Raw genomic sequence first — 6,403 nt, forward strand, 5'->3', positions numbered from 1 at the left:
CATGACCACCCGGCCCGGCTCCTCCCGGGCACTGCGGAACACGCAGTCGGCAAGCCCCCCGACAGCCGCCTCCACCACCACGGGCGGGACCACAACCTCCCGCACACCCGCTCCTCTCCGCACACCCCGCCTCCGCCGCCCCCGATGGACACCCCGCACGCACAGCGGGGACGGGACGACGACGAAGCGGCGGAGAGCATGCCCACGGGCCCGGCCGCGAACCCACCCCGAGTGGCGGGAACCCGCCGCGGGCGAGGTTCCGCCCCGAACGGCGCAGAAAACGAAGAAGACCCCTGCCGAAACAGGGGTCTTCTTGTCGGTGTCCGAGGGGGGACTTGAACCCCCACGCCCGATAAAGGGCACTAGCACCTCAAGCTAGCGCGTCTGCCATTCCGCCACCCGGACCAGGTGACCGCCCCGGTTTCCCGCGGCGACATGGACAACAATAGCAGCAGTTCGGCGTGGTTCCGACCAGGTATTCGGCGGTGGGGTGCTCGCTGACCTGCGGGCATGCCGTCCCGGACCGGGGCGGCATGCCCCGGGCGTCACGGGCAGGCGATGACCTGGCCCGCGTACGAGAGGTTGCCGCCGAAGCCGAAGAGGAGGACCGGGGCGCCCGACGGGATCTCCCCGCGCTGCACCAGCTTCGACAGCGCCATCGGGATGCTGGCCGCCGAGGTGTTCCCCGAGTCGACGACGTCCCGGGCGACGACCGCGTTCACCGCGCCGATCTTCCGGGCCAGCGGCTCGATGATCCGCAGGTTGGCCTGGTGCAGCACCACGCCCGCCAGCTCCTCCGGGGTGATCCCCGACTTCTCGCACACCTCGCGGGCCAGCGCGGGCAGCCTGCCCGTCGTCCAGCGGTACACGGCCTGGCCCTCCTGGGCGAAGACCGGGGGAGTGCCCTCGATGCGCACCGCGTGCCCCATCTCCGGGACGGACCCCCACAGCACCGGCCCGATCCCGGGCTCCGGGCTCGCCTCGACGACGGCCGCGCCCGCCCCGTCGCCCGTCAGGACGCAGGTGGTGCGGTCGGTCCAGTCCGTGATCGCGGTCATCTTGTCGGCGCCGATCACCAGGGCGCGCCTCGCGGACCCGGCGCGGATCGCGTGGTCCGCCGCCGCCAGGGCATGGGTGAAGCCCGAGCAGACCACGTTGATGTCCATCACGGCGGGCCCGCCGCCCATGCCCAGCTTGGCCGCGACGCGCGCGGCCGTGTTGGGGGAGCGGTCGATCGCCGTGGAGGTGGCCACCAGGACGAGGTCGACGTCGTCCGGGACGAGGCCCGCGCCGGCGAGGGCCTTGCCCGCCGCGTGGAAGGCCAGCTCGTCCACCGGCTCGTCGTCTCCCGCTATGTGCCGGGTCTTGATGCCGACGCGCGAGCGGATCCACTCGTCGCTGGTGTCGACCATGGCCGCCAGGTCCTCGTTGGTGAGCACTCCGGCGGGTTGGTAGTGCCCCAGCGCCACCACGCGTGAACCGGTCATGGGCGCGAATCCCCCTCGTACGGCAGTCAGGATCACCCAGCTTGACCGGCTACCGGTCGGTACGGGTGCGAGGGTTCCGACAGGATTACCGCCCGGGAATTTGGAGATTCCACAGCCTCCGCCCGATCCGGGACAATGGGCCCGACAGGTGTACGACGGAGTACGCGGACACGGGCGAGGACGGGCGGGCTGAACACCATGGGACGGGTCACCGAGCGCCGCCGCGTCGTCAGGGTCCGGGACGGCGTCCCCGGCGCGCGCCCCGACACGCTCGTCGCGGAGGAGCCGCTGGAGATCCGCCTCGGCGGCAAACCGCTGGCGATCACCATGCGCACACCCGGCGACGACTTCGCCCTCGCCGTCGGCTTCCTCGTCAGCGAGGGCGTCGTGGGCTCCGCCGACGACGTACGCGCCGTCACCTACTGCGAGGGCGCCGCCGAGGACGGCTCCAACACCTACAACGTCGTCAACGTACAGCTCGCCCCGGGCGTCGCCCTGCCGGACATCACGCTCGAACGGAACGTGTACACGACGTCCTCCTGCGGCCTGTGCGGCAAGGCCAGCCTCGACGCCGTCCGCACCGCGACCCGCTTCCCGCCCGCCGCCGACCCCCTACGCCTCCCCGTCGGCCTCGTCGGCGAGCTCCCCGACCGGCTGCGCGCCGCCCAGAAGGTCTTCGACCGCACCGGCGGGCTCCATGCCGCCGGCCTGTTCTCGGCGGGCGGCGAGCTGCTCGACGTCCGCGAGGACGTCGGCCGCCACAACGCCGTCGACAAGATCATCGGCCGGGCGGTGCAGGCGGGGCGGCTGCCGCTGGCGGGGTCGGTGCTCCTGGTCTCCGGCCGGGCCTCCTTCGAACTCGCCCAGAAGGCCGTCATGGCCGGCATCCCCGTCCTCGCGGCCGTCTCGGCGCCGTCCTCGCTGGCCGTCGACCTCGCCCAGGAGGCGGGCCTCACCCTGATCGGCTTCCTGCGCGGCGGGGACATGAACATCTACGCGGGCGAGGAACGCATCGAGTTCCCCGCCGAGGCCGGCTAGCGGCCCCGCCGCGACCTGCCGCCCCGGCCACCGGACGCCGTCTTCGGCTCCGGCGGCTCGATGCGGTGCAGGTCCAGCGTCGCCGGCAGCGGGGCCACACCCGGGCCGCCCGCCTCCGCCCAGGCGATGACCTCGTCCGTCGCCGTGTCGTCCAGCGCCCACCCGAACCACGCCGCGCGGGCGCCCCGCCGCCGCGCCTCCGTCGCCGGCTGCACCACGACCACGTTGGCCTGCGCGCACGGCCCCAGGCAGTCACTCGTCCGTACGGCGATACGGCCGCCGGATGCGGCGGCCGCCTCCCGGAGCCGGGCCAGCTGGCCGGCGTGGTCGGTCCCCGGGTTCTTGCGCGGGTCCCCGCAGCAGCAGCCGCGGCAGAGGACGAGGGTGCAGGGGCGTTCGGCACGGGCGCCGAGCGGGCGTATCCAGGTCACCACCGAACGTTAACGGGCCCCGCCCGCAAGGGCGTCCGCAGTCGGGGGAGACCTCCGCCACACCCCGGCGCCACTCTCACGGGCGCGCACCCGCCGCCGCGACGGCCGCCCCGGCGCCCGCCGTCTCCTCCGGGTCCCGGGCGCGGCGGCGCGCCAGCACGGCGCACACCATCAGCTGCATCTGGTGGAACAGCATCAACGGCAGAACCGCCAGGCTCGCCTGCGCCCCGAAGAGCACGCTCGCCATCGGCAGCCCCGCCGCCAGGCTCTTCTTCGACCCGGCGAACTGGATCGCGATCCGGTCCTCCCTCCCGAACCCGAGCCGGCCGGCCCCGTACCAGGTCACCAGCAGCATGACGGCCAGCAGCACCGCCTCCACCGCGAGCAGCGCCGCCAGCCGCGCCACCCCGACGCGGTGCCAGATCCCGGCGACGACGCCCGCGCTGAACGCCGCGTACACCACCAGCAGTATCGATCCGCGGTCCACGAGCCCGAGGGCCGCCCGGTGCCGGGTGGTGAAACCGCCGATCCGCGGGCGCAGGACCTGCCCCAGCAGGAACGGCACCAGCAGTTGGAGCGCGATCCGCACCAGCGCGTCCGCGGAGAACCCGCCTGCGGTGCCGCCGACCAGCACGGCCGCCAGCAGCGGAGTGAGGACCATCCCGGCGAGGCTGGAGAAGGAGCCCGCGCAGATCGCCGCGGGCACGTTCCCCCGGGCGATCGACGTGAACGCGATCGACGACTGGATGGTGGACGGCGCCGCGCACAGGAACAGCAGCCCCCCGTACAGCGGCGGCGTCAGCACCCACGGCACCAGCCCGCGGGCGGCCAGCCCGAGCACCGGGAACAGCACGAACGTGCAGGCCAGCACCGTCAGGTGGAGCCGCCAGTGGCGCAGCCCGTCCAGCGCCTCGCGGGTGGACAGCCGCGCCCCGTAGAGGAAGAACAGCAGCGCGACGGCGGCGGTGGCCGCACCCTGGGCGAGGGTGGCGGCCGTGCCGCGCGCGGGGAGGACGGCGGCGAGGGCGACGGTGCCGAGCAGGGCCAGGACGTACGGGTCCAGCGGCAGCCGGGCGGGCAGTCGGAGACGGCGGGGCATGGCGGCGGCTCACTTGCGGTCGATCGACGGGGCGGGGGCGGGCGGGCCGGTGGCGGCCGGCACCGCCCTCATATCGTCGGCCCGCGCTGCTCATCGGGAAACCCGTACACCGCACTGACTGCCATCGCGCTGCGTGATGGCCGTGGGATGATGGCGCCATGTACGAGCCGGTGCAGTTGCGCACGTTCCTCACGGTGGCCCAGACGCTGAGCTTCACGCAGGCGGCCGGCCGGCTGGGGGTGCGGCAGTCCACCGTCAGCCAGCACGTGCGGCGGCTGGAGGAGGCGACGGGCCGGCCGCTGTTCCTGCGGGACACGCACCGGGTGGAGCTGACGGAGGACGGCGAGGCGATGCTCGGCTTCGCCCGGACCATCCTGGAGGCGCACGAGCGGGCCGCGGCCTGGTTCACCGGCACCCGGCTGCGGGGCCGGCTCCGGTTCGGGGCGTCGGAGGACTTCGTGCTGACCCGGCTCCCGGAGATCCTGGTGGCGTTCCGGCAGCAGCACCCCGAGGTCGACCTGGAGCTGTCGGTCGAGCTGTCGGGGACGCTGCACGAACGGCTGGACGCGGGCCGCCTGGACCTGGTCCTGGCGAAGCGGCGCGGGCCGGACGACGAGCGGGGCCGACTGGTGTGGCGGGACAGGATGGTGTGGATCGGTGCGGAGGGCCTCCGCGTGGATCCGGACCGGCCCGTGCCGCTGATCGTGTTCCCGCCGCCGGGGATCACCCGGGCGCGGGCGCTGGAGGTGCTGGAGCGGGACGGCCGGGCCTGGCGCATCGCCTGTACGAGCGGCAGCCTGAGCGGCCTGGTCGCCGCGGCCCGCGCCGGGCTGGGCGTGATGGCGCACACCCGCGGACTGGTCCCGCCGGGCCTCGCCCGCGTTCCCGGTTTGCCGGACCTGGGGCCGGTGGAGTTCGCCCTGCTCCGCGGACCGCGCGTCTCGGCGGCCGCGGAGGCGCTGGCCGCGGCGGTACTGTCCGGCGCGGACCGGCTGACGCGGACCGGCTGAGCCGCCCCTTGGCGGTGTACGCGCCGGGGCCGGCGGATGCGTCCCGCCGGTCGGCTGCCCCTGTCCGCGGCCCCGCGTCACGTGCCCAGGACCACCAGCCCCTCGCGCGTGCGCAGGCTGCCCGGCATCAGCGGCGCGAACGTGCGGGGGAGGGCCAGCCGGGGCGGCCCGCCGTCCGGGCCGGCTTCGAACAGGTACGCCGCCTCCGCCGCAGGGTCGCTGACCAGGTGCGGTCCGGCCGCCGCGGCCGCGGCGGCCCCGACCAGCGGGGTGCGGAACAGGCTGCGCAGGTGCCGCAGCGTTTCCGCGGTGACCCGGGTCGGCTGCGGTGCCGCCGCCGGCGCCGGGCCGGAGCCCCGCCCGGGGCGCTCCGTACGCCCGGAAGCCCGGCCGGCGTCCCCCGGCGACCCGGGCCGCCCCGCTCCCGGACCGTCCGCCGGGGCGTCCGGCGGGATGGCGCCGGAGAGCAGCAGGGCCAGCAGGACCGGCACGGCCTTGCGGCGCAGGGCCGCCGTGGCCTCGTGCAGCCGGTGGGCGTGTGTCGCGGGCAGCGACAGCGCGAGGCTTCCCGCTGCGGCGCCGGCCGCGATGGGGACGGCCGAGCACACGACCCCAGGCGAGTATTCCCGCAGGTCGAACACGGGTGCCCCGGGCGCCACCGCGTCCAGCGCGGAGAACAGCGCCCGGCTGTCGGTGATCGTCCGCGGGGTGAGGCGGGTCGGCCGGTGCCGGGCGACGTGGTCGCGCCGCCCGTCCGGATCCAGCTGCGTCAGCAGGCACTTGCCGACGGCGCTGGCGTGCGCGGCCGCCGTGAAGTCCACCCACTCCCGCACCGGAGGCGCGGCGGGCCCGTCCGCCATCTGGGTGATCCTGACCTCGCCGTCCGCGTACCGGCTCAGGTACACGGCCGCCCCGGCGCTGTCCCGCGCCAGCGACAGCGTGCGCTGGAGCTGCCCCGCCAGGCCGCCCGTGCCCGGCGCGGCGAGCCGGTCCAGGGCGGGCCCCCGCGCGTACACGCCCGCGCCCGGCCGGTAGGCGTACTCCTCCTCGCACAGCATGGCCAGCAGCGGGCCGAGCTCCGGCTCGGCGAGGGCGGTCTCCCGCGCGAGCTGGGAGGCTCGTACGCCCAGGGGGTGCTTCTCCAGGACCCGTACGACGGCCAGCGCGCGCCGTGCCTCGGCGAGCGCCTCACCCGTGGCCGTACCTGGACCCGTACCCGTACCCGTACCGGTACCGGTGGCGGTGGCGGCCGTCCCGGACCCGGCCCGCATCGCGGCGGCGGGGCCGGTCCCGGCGGGAAGCTCCGCCGTGCCGCCGCCCGCGCCCCGGCCGTCCCCC

At 75.6% G+C, this 6,403-nt stretch carries 5 protein-coding genes, 1 tRNA gene and 1 pseudogene; 2 read left to right on the forward strand and 5 right to left on the reverse strand.

Annotation, left to right across the window (positions count from 1 at the left end; genetic code table 11):
- Window positions 1–320: 320 nt before the first annotated feature.
- A tRNA-Leu gene (locus EF903_RS26815) sits at window positions 321–405 on the reverse strand.
- 140 nt (window positions 406–545) lie between these two features.
- On the reverse strand, window positions 546–1,487 hold the full coding sequence (locus EF903_RS26820; RefSeq protein ID WP_125547416.1) for a beta-ketoacyl-ACP synthase III: 942 nt from the start codon (window positions 1,485–1,487) through the stop codon (window positions 546–548).
- A 198-nt stretch (window positions 1,488–1,685) separates the two neighbouring features.
- Between EF903_RS26820 and fdhD the strand changes: the two genes are divergently transcribed.
- Window positions 1,686–2,525 carry a formate dehydrogenase accessory sulfurtransferase FdhD gene (gene fdhD, locus EF903_RS26825; protein WP_125547418.1) on the forward strand — a complete coding sequence of 280 codons (840 nt, stop codon included), beginning with the start codon at window positions 1,686–1,688 and terminating at the stop codon, window positions 2,523–2,525.
- On the opposite strand, the gene EF903_RS26830 is transcribed toward fdhD, so the two are convergent.
- Both EF903_RS26830 and EF903_RS26835 read right to left on the reverse strand, forming a co-directional pair.
- Window positions 2,522–2,956 carry a (2Fe-2S) ferredoxin domain-containing protein gene (locus EF903_RS26830; RefSeq protein WP_125547420.1) on the reverse strand — a complete coding sequence of 145 codons (435 nt, stop codon included), beginning with the start codon at window positions 2,954–2,956 and terminating at the stop codon, window positions 2,522–2,524. The two genes, fdhD and EF903_RS26830, sit on opposite strands and share 4 nt — an antisense overlap.
- Window positions 2,957–3,032: 76 nt before the next feature.
- Window positions 3,033–4,055 (reverse strand): bile acid:sodium symporter family protein, encoded by a 1,023-nt coding sequence (locus EF903_RS26835; RefSeq protein WP_125547422.1) that lies wholly within the window; start codon window positions 4,053–4,055, stop codon window positions 3,033–3,035.
- A gap of 158 nt (window positions 4,056–4,213) precedes the next feature.
- On the opposite strand from EF903_RS26835, the gene EF903_RS26840 reads away from it, so the two are divergent.
- Entirely contained in the window at window positions 4,214–5,065 is an 852-nt protein-coding gene (locus tag EF903_RS26840; protein ID WP_125547425.1) for a LysR family transcriptional regulator, read from the forward strand.
- A gap of 464 nt (window positions 5,066–5,529) precedes the next feature.
- Here the strand turns inward: EF903_RS26840 and EF903_RS26845 are convergent.
- Window positions 5,530–6,228 (reverse strand): annotated as a pseudogene (locus EF903_RS26845) (IclR family transcriptional regulator C-terminal domain-containing protein); the annotation flags it as partial.
- Between the last annotated feature and the right edge of the window lie 175 nt (window positions 6,229–6,403).

The sequence above is a fragment of the Streptomyces sp. WAC05292 genome (assembly GCF_003949955.1).
Classification (GTDB): Bacteria; Actinomycetota; Actinomycetes; order Streptomycetales; family Streptomycetaceae; genus Streptomyces; species Streptomyces globosus.